Origin of the sequence: Symmachiella dynata, assembly GCF_007747995.1 — a bacterium.
Taxonomy (GTDB): domain Bacteria; phylum Planctomycetota; class Planctomycetia; order Planctomycetales; family Planctomycetaceae; genus Symmachiella; species Symmachiella dynata.
This window is the reverse complement of sequence record NZ_CP036276.1, coordinates 3,663,326-3,688,036: the sequence shown is the minus strand read 5'-3', so window position 1 is coordinate 3,688,036 and position 24,711 is coordinate 3,663,326. Positions and strand designations below refer to the sequence as shown.

Here is a 24,711-nt window from a genome sequence, read left to right as displayed (position 1 = left end):
CTCATGCTTCGTGTTCTCATTGCGTTTTGTGTGCGAGAACCTTTGATCATGGCTGTCCTTGCTGCCGTGGTCATTGGTGCGGGTTGGTATAGTGCACAACACATTCCCATCGATGCCATCCCCAACGTGGGGGAGAACCAAGTCATCGTCTTCACGGCTTGGCCGGGTCGGTCCCCGAAGGATGTCGAAGATCAGGTGACCTATCCGCTTTCGGTTTCCATGCTCGCTGTCCCCGAGGCTCAATCAGTGCGTGGCAAAAGCCTGTTCGGTTATAGCTTCGTACAGGTCACCTTCAAGGACAGCACGGATTTCTATTGGGCACGCTCTCGTGTTGCCGAACAGCTTGGCACAGCGGCTGCCGTGCTTCCTGAAGGAGTCGTTCCAACTTTGGGACCGGATGCGACAGGGTTGGGACAGGTGCTCTATTACGTATTAGAACCGTCGTCGGCGATGAACTTGGCGGACCTGCGCAGCTTGCAAGATTTTGTCGTGAAATACGAGTTGCAAGCGGTCCCCGGCGTCAGCGAGGTCGCCAGCGTCGGCGGGTATGTGCGGCAATACCAAATCGAAGTCGATCCGAACAAACTCCGATTCCATGAAATTCCTCTCGACCAACTAATCCAGGCTATTCGCAAGTCCAACATCGACGTGGGAGCCAAGACGGTCGAATCGGGTGGCATGGAGTTTATCATTCGAGGACGGGGGTTCATCGGAGCCGAACAGGATACATCTCAGGCCATCGCCGACATCGAAGAGACGGTTGTCCGCACCCGTGGCGGTGTGCCGCTTCGCATACGGGATTTGGGCAATGTTCAATTGGGACCGGAATTTCGCCGAGGAGCCATCGACCTCAATGGCAGCGAAGCCGTAGGCGGTGTGGTCGTCATGCGGTTTGGTGAAAATCCACGGGCGGTGATTGATCGAGTCAAAGCAAAGATAGAACAGATCGAACCGAGCCTTAAAGGGGTCAAGGTTCGCATTATTTACGATCGCACCGGATTGATCGACGAGACGATTGCCACATTGACGACGGCGCTGACGGAAGAAGTGATCATCACAGCAGTCGTCATCCTCTTGTTCCTGCTACACCTACGAGCCAGCATCGTCGTGGCAGTCACGTTGCCGATTGCCGTGCTCATGGCATTTGCAGCCATGAGTCTGTTTGGCATCGACGCCAATATCATGTCGCTGGCCGGGATTGCCATTGCCATCGGGACGATGGTCGATATGGGAATCGTGGTCTCGGAAACAATTTATGACCAACTCGCTGAATGGGAAGCGGCTGGGCAACCGGGAGGCGAAACACAACGGATTGATGTCATCAACCAAGCCGCCACCGAGGTGGCCCCCGCCGTTGTCACAGCGGTTGCCACAACTGTTGTCAGTTTTCTCCCAGTCTTCATGCTAACCGGACGGGACTACAAACTGTTCGCCCCATTAGCTTGGACCAAAACCTTCTCTATCGTCGCGGCCTTGATTGTGGCCGTCACAATTGTTCCGCTGCTCTGCCGATTATTTCTCACGTCAAACCGGATAAAGCTGCGCAACCGCATAGTTTTCTCCTTAGGCTGCGGATTGATCAGTGGACTATTCGCAGCAACTGCGGGTTCCCGGTTGGCTGATCTACTTTCGATGAATGTTTTTCTACTCGCATTGTTGACGTTCGTTATCGCTACGCTTGGATGTTTATGGATGTTGGGCGAGCGACTCCGCCCCGTCGAGAAGAACCCAGTCAGCCGATTGATCCACTTTTTGTACGAACCGACTTTACGATTCTTTTTGGCTCGAAAAGGATTGTTCTTCTGTTTGCCGACTCTGCTAGTCGTGCTCGGTCTGGGAGCGTGGTTGGGCCTACCAACGATCTTGAAACCCTTTGAAGATTTCTCCAGCGCTATTGGAACGAGACTCAACGATGTCCCCGGGTATGCGAAGGCAAAGCACATCTTCACCGGATTGGAGTCGGATGCCTGGATCGCTCTCGATGAAGGGAGTTGGTTTTACATGCCGACGCTCTACCCCGCAGCGAGTTTTTCTCAAGCCATGGAAGTGTTGCAAACCCAAGACACGTTGATCAGAGAAATCCCTGAAGTCAAAAATGTGCTAGGCAAGATCGGTCGCATTGAGTCGGCTCTCGACCCGGCTCCTGCGGCCATGATCGAGACTTATGTGATGCTCAAACCGGAGAGTGAATGGCGAGACGGTGTGAAATCGAAGGACATCTGGGATCAAATCAACGCCATCGCCACACTGCCGGGAGTCACGCCTGCTTCCCCCCTTCAACCCATTGAAGGGCGAGTTGTCATGTTGCAAAGTGGCATCAAAGCCTCAATGGCCATTCGCATCTATGGCGATAGCTTAGATGGCTTGGCAAAAGCATCAATTGCCGTCTCCGATTTACTGAAAACAATCCCCCAGGTGAACGCTGCCACCGTCAATCCAGACATTGTGTTGGGAAAGCCCTATGTGGAATTCAAAGTCAATCGAGAAACAGCCGCACGATATGGCATGTCTACGTCGATGGTAAATGAGGTGATCGAAACGGCACTCGGCGGTTCAAACATTACCAAGACTGTGGAAGGCCGAGAACGATACCCTATTCGGATTCGCTACGAACGAAATCTGCGAGAGCAAATCGATGGTTTGAACCGCTTGCCGGTCGTCACAAATTCCGGGGAAGTCATCCCGCTCTCGATGCTCACGGAGATGAAAACAACGTGGGGACCGGGCGTGATCAATAGCGAAGATGCCCGTCTCGTCGCCCACGTCTCATTCTCACCATCGGACATGGTTGGGGATCTGGAGACAGTCAACGCTGTCGAGTCTCAACTGCTTGCTGCCCAGCAAGACGAAACATTGACTTTGCCTGCCGGATACGCATTGAAGGCGGTGGGATCATTTCAAAACCAAATCGAAGCCAACAACCGACTGCTGTGGGTCGTGCCGTTGGTGATTCTGACCAACTTGTTCATCATCTATTTGCAATTCCGCCAAATCCCAATTGCCCTGGCTGTCTTTTCTGGGATACCCGTTGCGTTTGCAGGCGGAATGATCTTTTTGGCGTTTAACTCAATCGAAATCAACACGGCGGTCTGGGTTGGATTCATTGCCCTGTTCGGAATCGCCGTCGATGACGGCGTCGTAATGGCCACCTATCTCGATCAAGTCTTCACCCGAAAACGGCTCTCCACGGTTCAAGACATCCGAGAAGCCGCAGTCGAAGCCGGATTAAGACGAATTCGCCCTTGTCTGATGACCACATTCACCACCATCATCGCATTGCTACCAGTAGTTCTTTCCACAGGCCGAGGATCAGACGTTGCCAAAGCCATGGCCTGGCCGGTGATCGGTGGCATGACCGTCGAACTGCTAACTCTATTCGTCGTTCCCGTGGTCTTTTCTGCCATCAAAGAGTTGAAATTGAATCTCGGCATGGATGACCCGCACTGGAAGGGTAAAGAGAGTTGAGGTGAAACGTGCGAAGGATCTGGCTCTGACGTGCTTGTCGATATTTCTGAGTCGATCCTTTAGTGCCGTGTAGACAAAAAGCATTTGCCTTCAACTTGTTGACAAGCTGAGGTTCAATGAATTTCCAAGATACTAGCACTTTCTAGAATTGACCAATTTTGGTTGACCAAAACTTGAACCCTTCTCCCACGGCCCCCCGTACCGAAAAGTCCCGTTAACCTACAGCCCCTATTAACCAGAGACAAAGAGAGTTCGTTGCCGTTCGGACCGAGCACCCGTGGCGAAAAATGACATTTCGGCACGGCACCCCGTGTCTCGGCTTCGAACCAGAGAGTTGGTAGAGCAAGGCGGCGACTGGCGTGGCGTTGCCGTAAACGCCCATAATTACGCGAGTTTCACCACGCCCACGAAAAAACGCCGGGCACTCTCGCGCTCGGCGTTTCGTGTAAACCAAACGGGAGCGAAAGTTCGCTTCCGAAATATTAGCTCCCCGACTAGGACTTGAACCTAGAACCTAGCGGTTAACAGCCGCTCGCTCTACCGATTGAGCTATCGGGGAGTATCTGGCAACCGCGTGTGTTGCCAAGACTTAATTTAGATCATACTGGTAGTGAATCTTATCGCGGGAATCAAGTGTGGTGCGAGTGATTTTGTGGGATTTCGTTCAAATCTGCCCGTTCGATGTCTGGGCGGGGGATTTGAGACGCTTCGTGGCTCGAAGTCAGCAGCCTGTTTGCAGTGCTGGTCGATAGCGGCGCTGCTTAAGCGGGGTCGCCAGCGGCTGCTTCTCGGGCCTTTTCTAGGATCACACAATTGCCTTGTTCGTTGTATTCAATCTTGCTCATAAACGCCTGCATCAGCATGATACCACGGCCGCTGGGGCGTTCTAGGTTTTCGTCTGCTGTTGGATCAGGCACGTCGTTCACCTGAAAACCTGGGCCTTCGTCTTCGATTTCTACGCGGAGCATCGACGAGTCGACCCAGCCTTCGACGCGGACCTGTTTTGAGAGATCCGAGCGATTGCCGTGTTTGATGGCGTTGACCAATGCTTCTTCCAACGCCAATCGGACGCCAAAGATGTCACGTTCAGAGAATCCGCGCTCCTGCAACTTCTGGATGATGGTTTCTTGAACCTTCAATCCAGCGGCAGTCTCACTGGGAATATTGAACAAAAATTCTTCGGCACGCGACATGTCGTTTGTGGAGGACATGGTCTAGGAGATGCTCAGGTGAAATTGCCGACATCGGCACAGTCGCGACAGTGTAACAGGATGCTTAAGATGGGGTCAAACGCAGTTTTTCCCTGAAAGCAGCCCCCGGTGAGAATGGGAAACCGGCATGCTAGGTGCCGTTATAATCCCGCTAACGCGTCATCCTGCGTATCGCGAATATCAAACAGTTTGTTGAGACGCGTAATCTCGAAGACTTCCAGAATTTCCGGTCGGATGCAGCAAAGTCGCAAATGGCCGCGGGCTGCTTTGACCTTCTTGTCCAAGGTAATCAATTTCCCCAACGCAGCACTTGAGAGGTATTCGACGTTGGTGAAGTCGAGCACGATGCGTGATCGCCCGTCATCGTCGACCAAATTGAACAATTGATCGCCGATCACCTGGATATTGGCCTCGTCGAGAATCTTCTTGTCTGTGAAGCTCGCGACGGTGACCTCGCCGATTTCTTCGACGACGATTCTACGTTGTCCAGTTGCCATCTGCATCATTCCTCATGAATTCATTAAAAACGCCCGGAGAACGCCATTTTGGCTGCAACGGAAAGTATCACACAACTTCGCCCCCGATACCTCCGAGGCAACACAAATCATCGGTCCCAGCCACAAAACATAAGCGCCCCGATTCACGAAAACCGCGCTCCTGGGGCGTCTTGCAAAAGGAACCGGTCGATCAGTTCTACTCGATCATCCCGGTTCTCGATTCACCTGTCAAGCGTTTTTCGCATTCCACCTCAATTCCCACGTCGAAATCTGCGCGTCGTAACGACTGGAGAATTCTCGCTTTTCCACATCCCACTCCAAAAATTACCCGAGACCAAGGCCAGCTTCCTTTCACTCCTCCACACCAGGCCAAATTGCTGCGTCTTCGCCATCCAGGCGGAGAGTGAGGCACTTGGCGCTGCCTCCGGCCTTGATGAATTCGCCCAGTTCTGTGTGATGCGGCTCATAACCCCGGTCCTGCAATTCTCGCTCTAATTCTGGACAACCGGTGTTCAAAACCACTTTGCGACCGATGACCACGGCATTGCACGCAAATCGTGCCGCTTCGGACTCGCTGACCGGAATCAAGTTCTCGACATGTGCTGAGATTGCCGCCTGAGCGTATTCATCAAATGCTGGTGGATAATAGATGGCTTCGTCGGCGCTGAGCGGACAAAAACAGGTATCGAGGTGATAATAGTGCTCGTCCACCAATTGCAGCGGTATCACGCGGCAACCAATCTGGCTCGCCAACCATTGCATCGCCGCAGCATCACTCCGGATGAGATATCCGGCAAACAATGTTTGCCCACAAAAAAGTGCGTCACCGGCCCCTTCAAATGACCACTCCCCGGTCATCGAGACCGTCTCGAAGCCGATAGATTGAAACCAAGCCTCGTCCAATGGTGTTTCCCCTTGCCGCGCTTCGTGGCGAAATTTCGAGAGGAAAACGGTATTGTTCCAGACCAACCCCGCATTGGCCGTGAAGACCAAATCGGGCAAGCCCCGCGCGGGGGGCATCAGACGGATTTCGGCACCCACGTTCTCCAACAGATCACGCAGCGCATGCCACTGCTGCTGCGCCAGCTTGGAATCACTGGCACGACTGCGGCTCATCCAAGGATTAATCTCGTATTCGATCCCGTAGAAGTCCGGCGGGCACATCAAAATGGTGGGGGCAGTGAATTGGCTCACGAAGAATCCGTTCCTGAGGAAATAAGGAATGACAGTAATACATCCAAAGCATCCAGCGGAATTGAATCATGTCTGCCGGGTGTTGTGCAAGAGGGAGGGCAGATCCAGGCACACCCAGCATGCAGTCCGCATGTTCAGCCCTGCCGAAATCGATCTGTGTACACGCCGAGCGATGGACGCCAGTTGTGCTGCGTGTCATAATCTTAATCATACGACACGGCGCAGCCCGGTCGATCAATCTGAAGAAACTCATCGTGACAGGACTACAAAAATATGCGTATCGATTGGATCAAGCAGTTCTTTCTTTTTGCAGCCATCCCGTTATTAGCGACTTCGGTTCTCGCTAAAGACCCGGACTTCAAAGCGCCGGCTGAATATGTCGGTCCCCCAAAACCGCTGCATGCGGCTACCAACCGGGCGTTTCAAGGCATTCCCAGCATGGCTGTCACTCCCGGTGGTCGCTTGTGGGCGACGTGGTATGCGAGTAAGACGCCGGGTGAAGATGCGAACAACTACGTTGTGCTGAGCACGAGTAGTGATCAAGGTGCGACCTGGAAGGAAGTCTTGGTCGTTGATCCCGATGAAGAGGGTCCCGTACGCACGTTTGATCCCGAACTGTGGATGGCTCCCGATGGCAAACTGCGGCTTGCTTGGGCACAATCGATCGGTCACGACGGCACGGTCGCCGGCGTGTGGTTTCTGGAGACCGATGAACCGGAATCCGCCCAACCCACCTGGAAAAAACCTGTCCGCGTGACCGATGGCGTTATGATGTGCAAACCCACCGTGTTGGCATCGGGCGACTGGGTCCTGCCCGCCTCAACATGGCGAAAAACCGACAACAGCGCCAAGATGGTGGTCTCCGATGACCATGGGAAAACCTGGTCCATTCGCGGTGCGTGTAACGTTCCTCCCAAAGTTCGTGCATTTGACGAACATATGTTTGTTGAGCGGAAGGATGGATCGCTTTGGCTGTTGGTCCGGACGCGATACGGGATTGGCGAAAGCGTCTCAACCGATGGCGGTAAGACTTGGCCCGAATTAACCCCCTCAACCCTCGCTCATCCCAGTGCACGATTTTTCATCTCGCGGCTGAATTCCGGGAACTTGTTGTTGGTCAAACATGGACCGATCGACAAACCGACTGGTCGCTCCCATTTAATGGCTTTTCTCTCCACCGACGACGGTAAGAGTTGGAGCAACGGCTTTCTCCTCGACGAGCGTGCGGGTGTTTCCTACCCGGATGGCCAACAAACTCCCGATGGCCTGATCCGCATCATTTACGACTTCAGCCGCACTGGCGACCGAAATATCCTGATGGCCACCTTCCGCGAAGAAGACGTTGCCGCAGGCAAACCTGTTTCTAAAGACGTAAAATTACGGCAAGTGGTGAGCAAAGCTTCCGGCGGCATGAAAAAAGCGAAGCCGTAAAGAAATCATGTGGGCTCTCCTGCAGAGCAGGGGAGCCTGCCCCATTTTTTGTCACCAAATCGCCACGATCTTGCTGTGGCGTGTTATAATCGGCAGAGGTTCAATTCCAGGGTATTTCTACCCACGTTTTAACAAGGGGCCTGAGGCTTATGAATTCTCGTTTATTTGCGGTCGCACTTGTCACGATTATTAGTCTCGCCTTAACGGCAGCGGCCCACGCCGATGGGAAACTGACCTCCGTCGGCAGCGGCAAGGACAAAATCCCGGTGCTGGTTGTCAAAGGCACGCCGTATGAAATGGGGCGCCAGCAAGGCGAATTGATCAAGCCGCAAGCCACGGAATTCATCTCTCACATCCTCAAGAGTATTCAGGCTGCTGACTCGGATCGTTTTACTGACCGCGCACTGGACGAAGCCTGGGCCGCCAGCGCCAAACATACCGACCCGCGGTTCCAAGAAGAACTCAAAGGGCTGGCCGCAGGCAGCGGACTCTCGTTGAAACTACTGCAACGGGCGCACGCGATTCCGATGATCGCCGACTACTCCTGCAGCAGCATTTCCGCTTGGGGTAAAGCAACCAAGGATGGGCACCTGTACCAGACACGCAACCTGGACTGGGAAATGGGGCTGCGTGCTCAAGAATTTCCGTTGATCGTTGTCTACATTCCCGACGAGGGGATTCCGCACGTCAACATCACGTTCGCCGGCTGCATTGGTTCCAACACCGGCATGAATGCTGCGGGAATCGTACTCTCGGAAATGGGCGACTCACCCTCCAGCGACTATCCCTTTGACTTCAATGGTGTCCATTTCACAACACTGTTTCGCAATGTCCTGTACGATGCGAACGGACTGGATGAGGCGGTCGATATTTTCAAGAACGCCAAACGCACCAAGAAATATCACTACGTTGTGGGCGACGGCAAAAACGGTCGCGCGGTGAAAATGTTGGCCCACGCGCCGAATCTGGTCATCTGGGAAGACAACGATGCCACCGACGAATTGGCACCAAACGTTTTTAAAGACATCGTCTACCAAGACGAAGGTCGCGGCGCATTCCAGCCATTGAAAAAGGCGTATGGAAACATCGGCTCGCAAGAGATGATTGACCTGGCCTGCAAAATTCCCATCAAAGGGGCCAACGTCCTCGACGTCGTCTACGACGCCACCGCCTTGGAATTCTGGGTTGCCTACGCCGAAAAAGACGAAGACGCCTACAAGCGACCATTCGTCCACGTCAAACTCAAAGATTATCTCGACTGATCTTCGTAGCGTGCTTTGCGACGCACCTTTCTACGCTGCACGAGGGATGAGCCATTCAAAAAAAACTCGCGCAAAGACGCGGAGCCGCAAAGTAAAAAAGAAATAATCTTGAAAACCCGCGCTTACTAAAACCAGAAACATCAGATTCTAGCCAAGCCGCATCGCCATAAAACGATGTGTAATACATTCCGCTCAGAAGAAAACTCTTTGCGACTTGGCGTCTCTGCGCGAGGCCTTTCTTTCTAAGTGCGCGTCGCAACGCACTTTTTTCTTTCTCGAACAACGAACATCCGGCCAACACCTCTGGACCAATCGCTTCCTAAAACACGATGCGGTCGGCCGGGAAGACGGGGCCTTCGACGCAGGTGCGGCGGTAGTCCCACTCGCCGTCATCCATTCGCACGCGGGTCACGCAACTAAAGCAGGCTCCGAAACCGCACGCCATGGGCGATTCGAGCGAAACGAACCCACGCACACCGGCAGCGGCGATGATTTCACTGACCGCATGCATCATCGGTTCCGGGCCGCAACAATAGACCACCGTCGGCGGATCGTCTCCGTCCAAGGCTTGCTTCAACAAGTCCGTGACAAAACCGTGATGTCCCTGCGAGCCATCATCGGTCGCCACCCGCACCTCGATGCCGGCCCGCTGGAAATCCTCAAGCCCAGCTAAGTATTCAGCTGAACGCGCGCCGTAACACAGCGTGACCGCCGACGGCAATTGTTCTGGTTGCCGTAACGGTTGGCCGTAGGTTTTTTGGCCTAGTGCTTCTTGCCCGACAGCCAAAAACGGTGTCTGGCCGATTCCGCCGGCAACCATCATCAATCGGCCCTCTGCGGGCAACGGAAATCCGTTACCTAGCGGTCCCCAGACCTGCAGCTGTTCACCTGCGGTCCAACGGCTCATCAGCCCTGTCATCTTGCCGATCACCGCGTACACCACATCGATACCCGCCGGACGACCGGCCGCGTCGAGATACGTGTCATACACCGCAAACGGTCGTCCCAATAATGGGTCGCTGGTTTGCAGTGCGCGGATCATCAAAAACTGTCCCGGCAGAATCTGTGCCGCTAATTCGGGAGCGGCAATGCGTACCAGATACGTGTCACGGGCCAATTCCCGTTGCTCGACGACCGTTGCCGTTTCTTGGGCGGCGGTCGGAATCATTCCGGGTAGCAGATTGTCAGGCGCTTGTTCGATCATCGGCGTCGACTTTTCGTAGCCTTTTGTTGAGGACGTTTTTTCGCAGCCGCAGCGGCTTTCCCTTTCACGGGGGAGGAGCGTTTCCCTTTTGCCGGAGCTGCGCTTTTGCTTTTTGCTGGAGCAGTCCGTTTGCCCTTGGCTGGGGCGGCATTTTTGCGCGGTGGCCGACCGCTGCGGATCTCACGTTTTGTTTCCAGCAAAGCTTCGAGTTGTTTGACCTCGTGCGGCGTCAACGTCCGGTGTTCGCCCAAATTGACTTTGCCCAGCTTGATCGGGCCAAACTGGATCCGCCGCAATTTCATCACCTTGTGACCCAGCCGCGCCAACAATCGGCGAATTTCCCGATTGCGCCCTTGGTTGAGCGTCAATTGCAGCACCGCCGTCTTGCCTTTGACCCGCACGCGGCGTGCCCGGTCCACGCGAAAATATCCCTCGGAGAATCGCAGGCCTTCCCGCATTTGTCGCAAAATATCGGGCGTCGGGATTCCAGCGACCTGGACTTCATAGACGCGAGAGACACGATACCGCGGATGCGCCAAGCGATTTGCGAATTCGCCGTCATTGGTCACCAAAATCAGCCCTTCGCTGTTTTCGTCCAAACGGCCAACCGTAAACAGACGTTGCTTAGCTTTGGGGAACAAATCGATCACCCGCCGCCGTCCCGCAGGATCGCTATGTGTGCACAAAAACCCCGTCGGTTTGTTCAGCACATAGTACACCTTTTTCTCGACGTTCACGGTTTCGCCGTCGAGTTGGATCTTTTGCTTGGCCGGGTCAACCCGCAGGCCCAATTCGACCACGGTTTTCCCGTCCACGGTCACGCGGCCGCTTTGGATAAACTCCTCACAATGCCGCCGCGACCCAAATCCGGCCGAGGCCAACACCTTCTGCAGCCGTACCAATGAGTCGTCGCCTTGCGGCGTTTTCAACGTGGGAGTCGTCCGTTGTGTCCGAGTTTTACGCCGAGGAGAGGCCATTTCACCGCCTTAATACATGTCCGCCCCCCAAAATCGAGAGGCCCGTGCACAGGTTTACACGCCCAGCGAAGCATTTACAAGGCTGTCTGAGTTATCGCGACTAACACGCAATCTCGTGATGTTCTCCGGCAAAAACCGGAAGGTTCAATAAGCCACAGATGGAACACAGATTAAACACGGATAAATGGCTTGTTCCCCCCCCCGATAATGAGAGCGAGTTTCTTTTATTTCTGATCCGTGTTTAATCTGTGTTCATCCGTGGCTAAGAATTAGTTCCAGAACCTCGTTTGCTGTCACAACTGGAAATACCGTTCCATTTGACAATTTCAATCCCGAGAAAACCGCACAGACGATACGTGAATGTAACTCTCTAACACGTTTGGAGCGCTTGGATTGGACGCGGGCGGAGTGATAAGCAAAGGTTTGACACTTTCGTAGTCGAAAGTCGATCGAACTCAAATCAGCCCGGACTCCGGTCACTGCCGGTCGACCTGCAATTATCACCATTGTTTTCAGAGACCCGCCGATCCCCAGGAGCAGTTCCCCATGAATTCTTATACAGCAATCCGCGGCTGTTTCTTCGACTTCATCGACGATCCCTGGAAGCATTTGGGGAATGATCGTGCTGCCGCTCGATTTGAACGGGACGGTCTGCTGGTGATTGAAGACGGTATTATCCGCGATTTTGGCCCCTATGCTGATTTGGCCGAGAAATATTCCGGCGTGCCGCTAACTCATATCCGTGACCGGATGATCCTCCCCGGGTTCATCGACGGGCATATTCACTTCCCCCAGACGCGCGTCTTGGGAGCCCACGGAGCGCAGTTGCTCGATTGGCTACAAACTTCGATTTTTCCCGAAGAGGAAAAATACGCTGATCGCGATTACGCTGAAGAGGCGGCAGAGCACTTTTTTAACGCATTGCTGGCCGGCGGAACGACCACCTGCCAAGCTTTCACCACCAGTAGCCCCGTCTCGACAGAGGCATTTTTTGAAGAAGCTGCGCGACGACAGATGCGTGTGATCGCCGGGCTGACGGGCATTGATAAGTTTGCTCCCCCGGACACGTTGATCTCCGCCGATGACTTTTATCGCGAGAGCAAACGTTTGATCGAGCAGTACCACCGCTGCGGTCGAAATCTATACGCCATCACCCCGCGATTTGCCGTAGGCTGCACCGAAGAGATGTTGACCTACGCCGCTCAATTGAAGCGCGAGCACGAGGACTGTTGGATCAACACGCACATCAGTGAGAATCCCACCGAAGTCCGTGCCGCTCGAACGGAGTTCCCTGAATGCTCGGATTACACAGCGGTGCACGAGAAACATGGATTGCTGGGAGCCAAGTTTACGGCCGGTCATGGTATCTGGTTGTCGAATGACGAATTCCGTCGGTTCTCCCAAGCAGGAGCCGCCTTGGCCTTCTGTCCCATGTCGAATCTATTCTTGGGGAGCGGTCTGTTTCGACTGGGCCGGGCCTTGGATCCGGAACACCCGGTGCGGTTGGCGCTCGGCAGCGATATGGGAGCAGGCAATGCATTCAGTCTGATTCGGGTGCTCGACGAAGCTTACAAAGTCGGACTCTGCAATAACACGATGCTCGATGGTTCTGTCAATCCGCTCCAGCAGGACCTTGCCGAAGCCGAACGCAACAAGCTGAATCCTTATCGGGCCTTTTATCTGGCCACATTAGGGGGAGCTCGGGCGCTTTACCTTGATGATCTACTCGGGAATTTCCAACCAGGCAAAGAGGCCGATTTCGTCGCCTTGGACTGGACGGCGGGTCAGCAAGCCATCAGCTGGCGTCAGTCGCTCACCACAAAAACTGGTAGTCCCGCCACGATTGATGAGGCTGCCGAACTTCTATTTGGTATCATGGCACTGAGCGACGATCGTTCCGTGGCCGAAACCTGGATCGCCGGCCAATGCGCCTATCGCAAGGAATCAACAGACACAGCGCGAGAAGCAGCATACCCGCTCCCGCTGGCGGCGCCCCAAGAGACTTTCGTGAATCCACAACACTCGCCCGCGAGTGCGAAACTGTAGAAAGAACCCAGCCATGAGTACTGTCTGTACTTCCGACATCGACGTGCGGCCTGCCGAAGCCTCGATGGTGATCGTGCATCAGGTTCCGCCGCAGTTGACAGACCGGTTTGTGGAACTGCAAGAGGAGATCACGCTTGTCGCCAAACAGGCGCCTGGTTACGTGAAGACACAGGTTTATCCGCCTGCCGATACCAACTCCGATCAGTGGGTCGCCATGATGACCTTTGCCGATCAGGACAGCTTGGATCGCTGGTATGAATCCTCAGAAAGAAGTGTCCAGGCAGCGAAGATTAGTGAAGAGATCGGTGAATTCTCGGTTAAAAAAATGCCAACCGGTTTCGGCGCATGGTTCGCACGACTTGATGACGATGATGCTGCCAGCGGCCAACTGCCAGGGTGGAAGATGGTCATGGTTGTGCTGTTGGCATTGTACCCGACCGTGATGCTCACTTCGGCCTTTATCAATCCGTGGTTTTCCGGCTTGGGGTTGGCGGTTACGATATTGCTCGGCAACATTTTGAGCGTCAGCCTGTTGCAATGGGTCCTCATGCCCCAGCTGACGAATTTCATGCAACGCTGGCTGAGAACCCCGTTTGCTCAAGCACCATTGCTTAACATCGGTGGCGTTCTGGGCATCACCGCGCTACTTGGTTGCTTCACAATGCTGTTTCGCCTGATTACGGGCTGATTGCAGGCAGCAGCCATCCTGATAGGCCTATACGTTGACCGCTCATCATCAACGATTAAGCAAGTGCAGATTCGCGATCGTGATTCCCGAGAACATCGAGCCCACGATTCCCAGGTACCCTTGATCTGTGCCGCACAGATACAGATTCTCAAGATGCGTCGTGCCGTCGAGGCGTTTTTGCGGAGCACCATAGACGCAACCGTTCACGTGACCGGTGAAGTGCTTGATGGTTTTGGGCGTGAAGACATCGGTATCCAACGCCTTGCCGCGGTAATCCGGGATGTACTTCGCGGCGGCGGCGACCATGCGGTCAAACCACTGTTCTTTTTGCTGCCGGTACTCGTCTTCGGGCAGCGACATCCAGTAGTCCCCATTCGCCAGCCCCGTCAGGCGGATAATCCCTTCGGGAAGCGGTTCGTCGTATTGGAAGTTGTTCGGGCAGCAGATAATCCCGCTCCGCAAATCGCAGGGCGTATCGGGGCTCTCATAATGGAACCGCTCGGAATCGCAATAAAAGATGATCGTTTCCGTATGCCCCAAATCGGCCGGTTGTTCTTCGATGATCATTTGACCTTCGACGAACGTCACATTTCCCGGATCCTCGGGAGTGAGGATCTGTTGCTGGCCGGCGCAGAGGTTCATCGTCTCCACATAACCGGCTGAGGAGAGAACCTTGTCGGCCGTGATTTCCGTGCCGTCATCCAAGACGACCCCCACCGCGCGCTCGCCATCCAGTTGAATTGACGCTACGCCCGCGCGCAGTTTCAATTCGCCTCCCTGCGATTTGTACTTTCGCACCAGCGCTTTCAGAATTGGTCGGATGCCTTGTAGCGGGCGGCAAAAACCTTCGTGGAAAATGCTTTTGAACATGATCACGAATTGATGGAAGTCCATGTCCCGCGGACTGGCACTGCCGTAAAACATGATGGGGCACAGGATCATGTCGATCAATTGCGGATCGGTGATCGATTCGCCCATCACCTGCCGGGCGGAGAGGTGCTGTTGGTCGAGCGGCAAATCGTCGTGTGCATCGATCCGCTGGAGCAGTTTTTGAAAGCCGTCAATTTGTGCGGGAAAGGCATCGGCGACTTGATCGACGAACAACTGCAGTTCGTTGGAAAATCGCAGCCGGGTCTCCCCGAAAGCAACGAGCGATTCGACCTGCGGGCGGAGGTCGAAGTCATCCCAGCGAAAGCGAAGTTGCCGCAAGACGCGGCTTAACGGTCCAACCTTGCTGCCCGGCGGCGCGAAATTTGTCACCGCATGCATGCCGACGTCGTAGTTGCGGTTGCGCAACCGATAAAACGAATTCAGCCCGCCGATCGTGGTGTGCCGTTCGAGCACGCACACGCTCTGCCCGTAATAAGCCAGCCGGATTCCCGCCGCCAGCCCGGACATGCCGGCTCCGATGATGACGGTATCGTAATGCACGGCAATTTCAGCAACGATTTCACAAAGAGAAATGGCTTGAGAGATTCAACGAAATTCACATCGACGGGTGCCACTGCTGGCTGGACCAGCAGTCTTTTTCCAAGGACCTGACAGACAGACATTCCGCCCGTGGCACCCTATTTGTGTGAATCGATTTCGTTACGCGGGGCTTTGAATATCGCGCATCAACGGGGTGAGGTAATTGACCGTACCGTCCATCGTGTCGAGATGAATGTAGTCGTCCTCGGGAATTTGCACGCGGTATTGTTTGCGCAATTCCATCACGATGTCGAGAAAGTCCATGCTGTCGAGTTCGATTTGTTCGCGAAACGAAACAGAATCGTCCAATTCCGACAGGTCCTCGTCAGGCACGATACGGGTTAAGATTTCCAGGATCGCTTGCCTGATTTCTTCCGGATTCATTCAACAGCTCCAAATTCCTATTATGTCGTGTCGTTTTGGCACGCGCCTGTGGTCACGGGACCGAGGTCTTCGCAAGGGACCTTCTCTCTAACCCGCTTGATACCGTTTCACGATCAACACCGAATTGATGCCCAGCATGCCGAAGGAGTTATTCAAAATCACATCCACTTTGTCGAGTTGACGCGGTGTATTGGCGACAATTTGCGGCAACCCGCATTTCGGGTCCAAATTGTCGACGTTGATTGTAGCGTGGGCGATGCCGTCCTGAAAGGCAGGCAGATTTCCCGCCAGCTCCAAAGCCCCAGCCGCCCCCATGGCATGCCCGATAAAACTCTTGGTATTGTTGATTGCCACATCGGGAAAATCACCAAATACCGCCGAGAGAGCTTTGCATTCCTCGATATCGCCTTGTTCGGTCGCCGTGGCATGACTGCTGACAATGTCGATATCGCCCGGACCAAGCCCCGCGCGGGAAAGCGCCAAGTGAATGCACTCTGCTTGTCGCGTGGCGTTGGGTAGCACAAAGTCGGTGGCATCGGTATTCATCGCATAGCCCACGATTTCGCCGTAAATCGTCGCGCCGCGAGCCAGGGCGTCAGGTAGGCGTTCCAGCGTGCAGAGGCAGCCTCCTTCGGAGACCACGATGCCGTTTCGATCCATGTCAAACGGTCGCGAAGCCTTCGTGGGGTCCTCATGCTTGGCCAAAGCGCCTTGGCTGGCAAAACTGGCGAAAATTCCGAATGTGTGAATGCTTTCCGAGGAGCCGCCGGCAATGGCCAGATCGACTTCCCCCAACCGCAGCATCTGCAGTCCCTGAATGAATCCGGCGTTCCCCGCTGCACAGGCGGCGCCAATTGTGTAGTGCGGGCCAGTAATCCCCATGCTCAGCGCGACTTCGCCGGCGGGGTTATTGGCTACGGTCCGTGGATTGTGGTGGTGGGACCAAAATTTGGTGTCGTAGTCGAACTGCGAAATCTCGTGGATCTCGTTTTCCGTTTCGACGTTGCCGTGCTCCGTAATGCCGATATACACGCCCACGCGATCCTTGGGCACCGTCTCCCAGTCCAAACCGCTTTTGGCGATCGCCTCCTGAGCACAATAAATCGAAACAGACCCTGCTCGTGTACCGCGACGGACTTCTTTGCGGCGCTGGTAACGCGTTTCGTCAAATTGGCAGACGCCTGCTAGGACTTCGCCGACGTAGCGTGTTTCATACGGAACGACGCCAGAAACCCCGTTGAGCAAATTTGCCCGGTATTCTTCGAGATCGTTTCCATTCGGAGCGGTCAGGCCGATCCCGGTGATCACGATCCGATCGTTTCTGTGATTTGCTGAGGACATGGGGCGGAATCATTCGTCGCTACGGACACGTCACTTTTGAGACAAACATTATGGCAGTCGCAATACCCTGGCCCTGGGCGCGTGGTCACAACCACCATCACTATGACGGGAGACACGTGCAAACCGCCACGCAAGACCTGATGTAACTGACGAGCTATTATCAAGTTGCAGCGACGCTTCGAAGCATATTGGGTCGAGGCAAAACATGAGCGGCGACCGTCAACCTTCTCAACGGATCGACGCCCATTTGGGATAGGAGATTAGCGGTTTCAGAGACCGCCCGCAAGGGGACGGAGTCGAGTTTGGAGGGAAGTTCAGCTAAGAAACAGGCCATAGAGATGCTCAATCCACTCCTCGGAACAATGTTGCGAGAGACATCAACGACGGTCTACCGATGCCCCCAATCTTAACTACTGAATCGTCCTGAAGCATTGAAGCCGCGAACCGGTCTTGCGTTGATTGGCAGTCTATAGATAATCCGCCGTTAATCCAGGAGCGGATGTCATATCAAGGATATCCTGGAAACTCACCATTCTAAAACCCGCCTGCCAGCGTCCGGCAGATTGTCTACTGGGTCCACAATTCGCAATCGTTTGTTGAATCGGAATCACAAGGATGTGGTGCGGACATTGCCAGGCCAACGTCTCCGGCCAAGCGTCGGCGGATCACAAACGCGTGATCTGCGCCGCTTGTGGGAACGAAATCACGACGACACGATCACAGCCCGCCGAGGTAAAATCTATGCCAAAGGACCCGCAGGAATTATTGGCACGTTGGGCCAGCGATGAGATTCTGGATCCCTACGGCCCCGTATTGGACAAGGATTCCAACCCTAAGACCTCGGCGTCGCCCGTCGACTATTTGGGCAATATTACTGATCCTGCGGTCAGCGAGGACCTCGATGGGCAGTTCGCCATGGCGCGGACGCTGCCGCTGACCACGGATGAATTGACAGCTTCGACACCCACCAAGCGGCCCGTCGCCCCTGAGGAACCGGAGTCCGAAAAGACACCGCCCACCAAGGAACTGCCTCCAGCGACAATTGCCAAAGCAACACCATCTCAGCCACAAGATAAAAATCCGTCTCCAGTGAGCTCCAACAAAAAAAACGTCGAGACAAAACAACCCGCCGCACGCCAACCAGAACTTCCCCCCAAGCCGGCAGCCAAGCGGGGTGGTGGGTCGTTAATGGTGTTGGGGCAGATTCTGGCCTACATCGGCGTATTGAGTTTGACCATTGGCTCGACGTTTGTACTGTGGGGATTTTTTGGGGACAAGCCCCATTATGCTCCGATGGGATGGCTGGTGCTGACCGCCGGCCAAATGCTGCTGTTTTTGGGAATCGTCACGATTGTCTCCGGAGGCATCGAACAAACGACCTCCACCGTCGACATCCAGTTCACAGCATTGAATGAGCAGATCCTCCGCATCGAACAGGCAGTCCACAGCCAAACAGCGACCGGACCAGCGGCAGCGGGTTCATCGAAACGCGACGACTCGGCACCAGGAGTGGCCGCCTAGCGGCCGCCGATAGCACGTTCGTGAATTCGCAATGACGAGCTTTGAGCACACCAGGTTTGCCACATCGTGCGATAGACGGCTTCGAGTTCCTGTGTGTAACCGGTCGCATCGCAGAGTGGAGAATCGGCACAGACGGTTCGCAACTCGCGCCGCAACTCTGCCAGACAGTCCGCTTGCCCGTCCCAAGCAATCGCACGCCGCACAAAATCATCCGGTGTTTCGGCGATGCACCCGGTTAGACCAATTTGCGTGAGCAAACTGGACGTCATTCGGCTGACGTAGCAATTTCCGCGTAACGTCAGCACCGGAACCCCCATCCACAGCGCCTCGCATGTCGTCGTCGAGCCGCCGTAGGGGAACGGATCGAGAGCCACATCAATCTGCGAATACAACTGCAGATGGTCGCGCAACGATTCCGCCCGTGGAATCAAATCAATCCGCTCCGCTTCAACACCGCAGCGTAAAAACTCCGCCAGGGTGATCTCACGCATTTCTTGCGACGCATAGGCGCGGTCCTTGAGCACCAAGCGTGACGTCGGCAGCGATTCCAACACCCGCGACCACAATCGAATGACAGCGGGATTGATTTTGACCCGCTTGTTGAAGGAACCGAAGGTCAAAAAACCATTGCGAACCGATGGCGGCGGAGCAACGTCCGGGGCAACTGTCGGAGGGGCATAACTGGCAATGCCACGCTGCAGTCGGATCAGAGTTTCGGTATGCCGCCGCGATTCCCCCGGGGGATCCGCAACCGCGCCGGTCAACCAATAATCCACACTGCTTAGACCGGTTGTATTTCCATAACCCAAATAACTCACCTGAATCGGCGCCGGCTTCTGGGAAAAAACGCCGAGCCGGTTACCGGCCGTATGGCCAGCCAGATCGACCAAGATGTCGATCTGGTCGCGACGAATCAACTCCACCACCGCAGCATCGGACATGCCAACGGTCGAGCGCCAGTTCCCGGCCAATTCTCGCATCCGTTGCGTGGTTTCGTCCGGCTGAGCGACTTGGGCATAACAAAATATTTCGACTTCCGACGGATCATGTCTCGCCAAAATCGGCTTCATAAAAAACGCGACGGAGTGTTTGCGGAAATCGGGAGAGACGTATCCAATGCGTAGTCGGCGATGCGGAGCGGGGTCATTGTCATGCTGCACCACCGATGGTGCCGCGCATTGCATCGTCTGTGCCAATTCGCAATGCGCACCGAAGAGTTCATCGACATCAAACTCTGGATCGTACTGCATGGCCATCAACAGATTGTCTCGAGCAGTCCGTTCTGCTGGATTGATCCGTAAGGCGGTCCGGTAGTGCTCGCACGCTTCGTCAAAACGGTGTAAGGCAGTCAGCGCATTGCCCAGGCTGACGTGTGCTGCGGCGAAGTCGGGTTTGAGTTGAATCGCCCGCCGATAGGCCACACAGGCTTGGGCGAATTCACCACGGAGCTGCAAGGCTCGGCCTAAGCCATTGTGCGTCTCCGCGAATTCCGGTGCGATCCGCAACGCGGTTTGGAACTCATCGATCGCTGCGTCCAGTTCCCCCAATTCCGTCTGAATCAATCCCAGCGTGCAACGGGACATGACTGCTGTGGGATTGAGCGACGCTGCCTGTTTCAGGGAACCCAGCGCCTCGGCCAACCGCCCTTGTTTCCACAACAGGTTGCCCAAATTGTTGTGCGCTTCAAAACAAGTCGCATCGAGTTCAATGGCCCGGCGATAGCAAGCAATCGCGCCCTCGAAATCCCCCAAAGCCCGTTTCACAATCCCCAGATTCGTATGCACTGCCGGGGCGGGGGTCTCATTGAGGATTTGCGTGTAGAACTGTTCCGCCATTCGGTATTCACCCGCGCGGTGAAAACGCAGCGCCGAATTGACCAATGATTCCCCGACCGTCATGACGCCCTCCTGGCCGAATGACGCGCATCACACCAGCGGCGCCACATCTCGCGATACGAGGCTTCCAAGGCACGGGTGTATCCTGGACCATCACAGAGTGGAGAGGAACTCATAACGTCACGTAGATCTCCACGCAGCCGCTGCAATGTCGCTATATCGCTGGCCAAACGGACGGCGCAATCCACATACTCGTCCTCGGTCTGTGCAATGAGTTCCAGGAGCCCCACCTGCATTAATAAACTGGCCGACATGCGGCCAACATATGAATCGCCGGCGAGCGTTACCACGGGAACGCCCATCCACAGTGCCTCACACGTCGTCGTGGAACCGTTGTACGGCCAGGTATCAAGTGCGATGTCGACCTTGCCGTACATTGCTAGATGATCGCGCCGCGAATCGGAACCAGTCTCCCAAAGGACTTGTTCGCGCGGAATTCCGCAAGCGTCACACAGATTCTGAGTCCGCTGCATAACATGCGCATGGCGAAACGCGCGGTCTTTGAGCATCAGTCGCGAACCGGGCACACGCACTAAAATTCGCGCCCACAACTTCATCGTTCGCTCGTTGAGTTTGACGTGACGGTGAAATCCGCCAAACGTGATGGTGCCGTCATTTGAACCGGGTAGGGGAGTGACGTCCGGATCTGTCGTAGGCGGCTGGAAGCAAAGCATGCCTTGTGGGATTCTTACTAACTCTTCGGTGTGTCGCCGCGACTCGCCCGGCGGATCGGCGATCGCGTCGGTCAATCGATAATCCATGCTTGGCAAACCGGTTGTCCATCCATAACCAGTCCCCGTCACTTGTACGGGAGCGGGTTTGCGAGCAAAGATCCCCAACCGGTTCCCCGCTGTATGCCCGCCCAAATCGACCAGAATGTCGATCCCATCACCACGAATCAATTCAGCCGCTTGGGCGTCGGTCAATTCGGCAATCGATCGCCATTGCCCCCCATAACCGCGCAACTGCTCGGTACGCTCGTCAGGAGTTGCGACGTTGGTATAACAAGTGACCTGACACCGCACAGGATCATGGTTTGCCAGAATCGGTTCCAGAAAATCGGCAACGGCATGTTCCCGAAAATCGGCCGAGACATATCCAATCTGCAAACGCCGCTCGGCGATCACGGTATTTGCGAATGCGGTTGCCGCGGGATGCAGTCCGTCAATCTGCGCACCCCACAACCGATGTAGATCAAAACGTTGCTGCGCGTTGACGTCGACTTCATAACTGAGCGAGAGAAAATAGCTCTGTAAAAACTCCGGCCGCTGCGGCGCCAACTTGGCGGCTACGGCAAAATGCGATTGAGCTTCGTCGTGCTGCTCCTGGCGTAACAACGTATTTCCCAAGTTGTGGTGCGCATCGGCGAATGTCGGCTGTGAGGCCAATGCAGTGCGAAAACAACCGGCGGCCTCGTCGAGCAATCCTTGCTCCATCAAGGCGTTTCCAAGATTATTTTGTGCCTGCGGATACGCGGGTCGAAGTTGCAGTGCCTGTCGATAACTGGCCACGGCTCGGTCCAACTGGCCGGATTGCTTCAAGCAGTTTGCATAATTGAAGTGAAACTCCGCCCGCGCCGGTTCCAGTTCTAAACTGCGTTCCAACTGCCGACACGCGTCCGCCGTTTGTCCCGCCGCCAACAGAGCGGTGCCGTAGTTGCAGTAATAGGCCTCGTTGGTCCCGCACAGTTCAATGGCTCGACGGATATGCTGCACCGCAGCGGTATGCTCCCCCTGTTGATGTAGGGCCACGCCTAAGAGATGCCAAGCCTCGGCTTGCAAGGAATCATTCTCGATGACGCAGCGATATCCGTGAATTGCTGTCGACAAGTCTCCCGACTGGTGCGCCTCGATTGCGCGTTGGAGTTCTGCATCGGCTGCTGTCATCGTTGCTCCCCACACCACCGCTGCCACATGTCACGGTAAAGATCCTCCAAGCCGCGCGTATACGCCGTTGCGTTGCAAATCGCCGAACCAGCCATCGCACCTCGTAAATCTTTTCGATATGACAAGAGGGACCGGGCATCTGTCGCCAGACCTACTGCGATGGCTTTGTAGGCGTCCTGCGTATCGGCGATCAACTCCGTTGCACCGAGGGTTTCCAGCAGGCTCGCCGTCATGCGGCCCACGTAATTGTTTCCACGGAGCGAAACGACCGGCACTCCCATCCACAACGCCTCACAGGTGGTCGTCGAACCGGTGTAGGGAAACGGGTCCAGAGCGATGTCGACATGACGATACTCTGCAAGATGCTCCGCCACGGTCCGGCTGCGGCCTAATAACTCCAAACGTTGCGGCGCTAATCCAGCGGCGGCGAATTTTTGGCGCCAAGCTGCGGTAACACCTGGGTCGTTGAAGGCCCGTGTCTTTAAGAATAACCGCGAACCAGGCACCGCATTGATCAGCTGCGCCCACAGCTGCACAACCGGCGGTGAGATTTTATCAATGTTGTTAAAACAACCAAAGGTAACACGTCCCGTTTCGATCGACGGCGGAACTGTCACCGGCGGCGCATCATGCGGTGGGGCGTAACAGGAAAATCCGAGAGGATGTCGCGCTAACTCTTCGGTATGCCAGGAGGTTTCGTCCGCCGGGTTTGTCACGTGGTCGACAATACGATAATCCATGCACGTCAGCCCCGTGGTGCTGCCGTAGCCGATGTAGCTGACTTGTACCGGCGCCAAGCGACGAGCGAAGGCGGTCATGCGGTTGCCGGCGGTGTGTCCGGCAAGATCGATGAGCAGATCGATTTCATCCCGGCGAACGTGAGCGGCAAACTCATTGTCCGATAACCCGTGCACGTTGCGCCAATTGTCGGCCAGTGATTGTAATTGCGTCGTCGTCGCATCCGGCTTGGCCACATCGGCGTAACAAGTGACATGCACAGCCTCGCGGCAATGCTGGCGGAGGATCGGTTCAAAAAAGTGCGAAACCGCATGCTCCCGAAAATCGGGTGAGACGTAGCCGATGCGTAACCGGCGGTGTGGATCGCGCGTGTTTGCCAGCACGGGCGTCTCGACTCGCTCCAGGACTGCTGACCACTGCAAATGTTCTTCGTACAGGGTCTCTTCATCAGTCGCCGGGTCGTAATGCAGCGCCATCAATAGGTTGCTGCGTGCCATCGCATATTCGGGACGGATGCGCACTGCTGCGCGAAAGTTTTCGATCGCCTCCCGCACACGTCCCTGCGCCAAATATGTGATCCCCAGATTGCAGTAGGCTTCCGGGAAATCCGGGGCCAGCTCAATGGCCCGAGCAAATGATAACCCAGCGGCCATCAAGCGATAGTCATCCAGCTCGATGACACCCTTGTTGTAGATGGCTGGCGCGCAGTTTGGGTCGTGCAACAAGAATTGTTCATAAACTTCAATCGCCTCGTCCCGTTGCCCCAACCGACGCAACGAATCCGCGAGCAACTCATAGGCCGCCACCAATCCTGGGGCCAGTTCAATGGCCCGTCGCAGTGCAGTAACGGCTTCCTCATGCTGCCCGAGACGTTGCGATACGCGACCAAGTTGCATGTATGCCTTGGCGTACTGCGAATCGAGAGCAATGGCCGATTGAAAGCTGGCCGCTGCCTCTCGAAACTCCCGGCGGGCGGAGAAGGTATTGCCGAGATTGTGGTGCGTCTCGGGTCGTCCTGGATCCAGTCGCAAAGCGGCGCCATAACTATCGACAGCAGCGTCATATTGCCCCAGTGCGTGTTGGGCGCTCCCCAGATTGCTATGATACGCCGCTTCACTCGGGTTCTCAGCAATGGCCTGCTGGATATGCGCCACAGCTTGGTCATGCGCCCCGCGCTGATGTGCTAACACGCCCAGCAGGTGCAGAGCCTCTGGAAAGCGGGGCGTGACATCCAATGCTTGAGCATACAAACGCGCAGCGGCATCCCACTCACCGGCTTGATGCCGCTGCAATCCCTGAGCAATCAATTCCGCAGTGCCGGCCATCGGGGTCTGCCTTGCAACCGAAACGAGTAAACCACGCGCTTTCACTCGTATCGGTTCCCGGCGTCTTACAAGTCAAATGCCATTTCCCCACGGCCTTTGCGAACCGACGAAAACGTTTCGAAACTGTCGTCTCAAAACTTCTTAGCCACAGATTGAACACAGATCAAACACAGATT

At 55.2% G+C, this 24,711-nt stretch carries 17 protein-coding genes and 1 tRNA gene; 6 read left to right on the top strand and 12 right to left on the bottom strand.

What is annotated here, in order from left to right; translation table 11 throughout:
• Positions 1-3: 3 nt before the first annotated feature.
• Positions 4-3,465 (top strand): efflux RND transporter permease subunit, encoded by a 3,462-nt coding sequence (locus Mal52_RS14165; RefSeq protein ID WP_145376853.1) that lies wholly within the window; start codon positions 4-6, stop codon positions 3,463-3,465.
• A 486-nt stretch (positions 3,466-3,951) separates the two neighbouring features.
• Here the strand turns inward: Mal52_RS14165 and Mal52_RS14160 are convergent.
• From Mal52_RS14160 to Mal52_RS14145, 4 genes are all read right to left on the bottom strand, one after another.
• Positions 3,952-4,024, bottom strand: a tRNA-Asn gene (locus tag Mal52_RS14160).
• Between the two features lie 202 nt (positions 4,025-4,226).
• Entirely contained in the window at positions 4,227-4,676 is a 450-nt protein-coding gene (locus Mal52_RS14155) for an ATP-binding protein (protein ID WP_231962153.1), read from the bottom strand.
• 140 nt (positions 4,677-4,816) lie between these two features.
• Positions 4,817-5,173, bottom strand: coding sequence for an STAS domain-containing protein (locus Mal52_RS14150; protein WP_197532591.1), 357 nt, complete (start codon positions 5,171-5,173; stop codon positions 4,817-4,819).
• 351 nt (positions 5,174-5,524) lie between these two features.
• A complete protein-coding gene (locus tag Mal52_RS14145) occupies positions 5,525-6,367 on the bottom strand; it encodes a dimethylarginine dimethylaminohydrolase family protein (protein ID WP_231962663.1) in 843 nt (280 codons plus the stop codon).
• A 273-nt stretch (positions 6,368-6,640) separates the two neighbouring features.
• On the opposite strand from Mal52_RS14145, the gene Mal52_RS14140 reads away from it, so the two are divergent.
• Both Mal52_RS14140 and Mal52_RS14135 read left to right on the top strand, forming a co-directional pair.
• Positions 6,641-7,798, top strand: a complete 1,158-nt coding sequence (locus Mal52_RS14140) for a sialidase family protein (protein WP_145376852.1) — start codon at positions 6,641-6,643, stop codon at positions 7,796-7,798.
• Between the two features lie 149 nt (positions 7,799-7,947).
• Complete coding sequence (locus tag Mal52_RS14135; protein ID WP_145376851.1) at positions 7,948-9,060, top strand: C45 family autoproteolytic acyltransferase/hydrolase; 1,113 nt, start codon at positions 7,948-7,950, stop codon at positions 9,058-9,060.
• 319 nt (positions 9,061-9,379) lie between these two features.
• Here the strand turns inward: Mal52_RS14135 and Mal52_RS14130 are convergent, their stop codons facing one another.
• Together Mal52_RS14130 and Mal52_RS14125 are read right to left on the bottom strand one after the other, a co-directional pair.
• Positions 9,380-10,264 (bottom strand): dihydroorotate dehydrogenase electron transfer subunit, encoded by an 885-nt coding sequence (locus Mal52_RS14130; protein ID WP_197534911.1) that lies wholly within the window; start codon positions 10,262-10,264, stop codon positions 9,380-9,382.
• Entirely contained in the window at positions 10,261-11,241 is a 981-nt protein-coding gene (locus Mal52_RS14125; protein WP_145376850.1) for a pseudouridine synthase, read from the bottom strand. The genes Mal52_RS14130 and Mal52_RS14125 overlap by 4 nt, the downstream gene beginning before the upstream one ends.
• A gap of 546 nt (positions 11,242-11,787) precedes the next feature.
• Between Mal52_RS14125 and guaD the strand changes: the two genes are divergently transcribed.
• Both guaD and Mal52_RS14115 read left to right on the top strand, forming a co-directional pair.
• Positions 11,788-13,287 carry a guanine deaminase gene (gene guaD, locus Mal52_RS14120; protein WP_145376849.1) on the top strand — a complete coding sequence of 500 codons (1,500 nt, stop codon included), beginning with the start codon at positions 11,788-11,790 and terminating at the stop codon, positions 13,285-13,287.
• Between the two features lie 13 nt (positions 13,288-13,300).
• On the top strand, positions 13,301-13,975 hold the full coding sequence (locus Mal52_RS14115) for a putative antibiotic biosynthesis monooxygenase (RefSeq protein ID WP_145376848.1): 675 nt from the start codon (positions 13,301-13,303) through the stop codon (positions 13,973-13,975).
• Between the two features lie 48 nt (positions 13,976-14,023).
• Here Mal52_RS14115 and Mal52_RS14110 read toward each other — a convergent pair whose 3' ends face one another.
• The 3 genes from Mal52_RS14110 to Mal52_RS14100 all read right to left on the bottom strand — a co-directional run bounded on the left by Mal52_RS14110 (position 14,024) and on the right by Mal52_RS14100 (position 17,170).
• A complete protein-coding gene (locus Mal52_RS14110; protein WP_145376847.1) occupies positions 14,024-15,406 on the bottom strand; it encodes a phytoene desaturase family protein in 1,383 nt (460 codons plus the stop codon).
• A gap of 159 nt (positions 15,407-15,565) precedes the next feature.
• Positions 15,566-15,829 (bottom strand): acyl carrier protein, encoded by a 264-nt coding sequence (locus tag Mal52_RS14105; protein ID WP_145376846.1) that lies wholly within the window; start codon positions 15,827-15,829, stop codon positions 15,566-15,568.
• A gap of 87 nt (positions 15,830-15,916) precedes the next feature.
• Positions 15,917-17,170: a beta-ketoacyl-[acyl-carrier-protein] synthase family protein gene (locus Mal52_RS14100; RefSeq protein WP_145376845.1), complete on the bottom strand. Its 1,254-nt coding sequence runs from the start codon at positions 17,168-17,170 to the stop codon at positions 15,917-15,919.
• 741 nt (positions 17,171-17,911) lie between these two features.
• Here Mal52_RS14100 and Mal52_RS14095 point away from each other — a divergent pair.
• A complete protein-coding gene (locus Mal52_RS14095) occupies positions 17,912-18,691 on the top strand; it encodes a hypothetical protein (protein WP_145376844.1) in 780 nt (259 codons plus the stop codon).
• Here Mal52_RS14095 and Mal52_RS14090 read toward each other — a convergent pair.
• The 3 genes from Mal52_RS14090 to Mal52_RS14080 are packed head-to-tail and all read right to left on the bottom strand — an operon-like array spanning position 18,688 to position 24,535.
• Positions 18,688-20,589 carry an O-linked N-acetylglucosamine transferase family protein gene (locus Mal52_RS14090; RefSeq protein WP_145376843.1) on the bottom strand — a complete coding sequence of 634 codons (1,902 nt, stop codon included), beginning with the start codon at positions 20,587-20,589 and terminating at the stop codon, positions 18,688-18,690. The genes Mal52_RS14095 and Mal52_RS14090 overlap by 4 nt on opposite strands.
• Complete coding sequence (locus Mal52_RS14085) at positions 20,586-22,472, bottom strand: O-linked N-acetylglucosamine transferase, SPINDLY family protein (RefSeq protein ID WP_145376842.1); 1,887 nt, start codon at positions 22,470-22,472, stop codon at positions 20,586-20,588. The genes Mal52_RS14090 and Mal52_RS14085 overlap by 4 nt, the downstream gene beginning before the upstream one ends.
• Entirely contained in the window at positions 22,469-24,535 is a 2,067-nt protein-coding gene (locus Mal52_RS14080) for an O-linked N-acetylglucosamine transferase, SPINDLY family protein (protein WP_145376841.1), read from the bottom strand. Before Mal52_RS14080 ends, Mal52_RS14085 begins: the two co-directional genes overlap by 4 nt.
• Positions 24,536-24,711: the final 176 nt, after the last annotated feature.